General features: G+C 41.9%; 1 protein-coding gene. It reads left to right on the forward strand.

All coding sequences use genetic code 11. The features are described from left to right. Nucleotides 1-829, forward strand: an 829-nt coding sequence (locus WMO25_RS18415; protein ID WP_349086706.1) for a tyrosine-type recombinase/integrase, incomplete at its 5' end; no start/stop codon positions are given. Nucleotides 830-922: the final 93 nt, after the last annotated feature.

Consider the following 922-nt stretch of genomic DNA (forward strand, 5'->3'; position numbering starts at 1 on the left):
ACATGATTTTCTGTTATCATACATAGAGTTCCTGCATAAAAACGGTAACAGCGAAACCACTTGTAATAACAGGCTTGCTGCGATCAGAGCTTATCTCTGGTATGCTGCTGATTGTGATATATCGTTACAGTCAGTAGCGCTCACAGCTTCCAGAGTTCCTTTTCTTAAAGTACCAAAGCTGACACGTGAAGTCATCCCTGATGATGCCCTTAAGGCACTGCTCTCTGCTCCGCCGGATACTAAGATAGGCCGAAGGGACAGACTGATCCTGATATTGCTTTATGACTCTGCTGTCAGGGTTTCCGAATTATTGTCTATGAATGTATCTTCTGTAAATCTGGAGGCCGACATACCGTATCTTCGGATTTATGGAAAAGGTGATAAAGAAAGGATCGTTGCGATCACAGATAAGACCGCTGATCATCTGAAGAACTATTTAAAAGTTTACCATGAAGTGATAGATCCTGATGCTCCGCTGATCTATACAGTGATCAAGGGTCACAAAGACAGGATGTCAGTTGGAAATGTTGAGCGTATCATCAAAAAATATGCAGCTCAGATCCGCTCAAAGTATCCGAATTTCCCGGAACGATGCTATCCCCATATGTTCCGCAGGACCAGGGCAACCAATCTGTATCAGGATGGAACAGAACTTGAACTTGTTTCCCGTATACTGGGGCATTCCTCAACTGAAACAACACGTATTTACGCAGTCCCTTCAGTTGATATGATGCGTAAAGTGATGGAATCAGGTGATCTGGAAAGTTATGAGAAGCCATTATGGCCAGATGATGAAGCTGAAATGGCACGTATCTGTGGTTTAAGATAAATAATGTTATCCTCATCTTTTTTGTGAAGAAGTGAGTAAATATCTTTATATCCAGAAAAGATGAGGATAAAAATATCGTGAGGATAAGCCGCA

The organism is Coprococcus intestinihominis (assembly GCF_040096555.1).
Classification (GTDB): domain Bacteria; phylum Bacillota; class Clostridia; order Lachnospirales; family Lachnospiraceae; genus Coprococcus_A; species Coprococcus_A intestinihominis.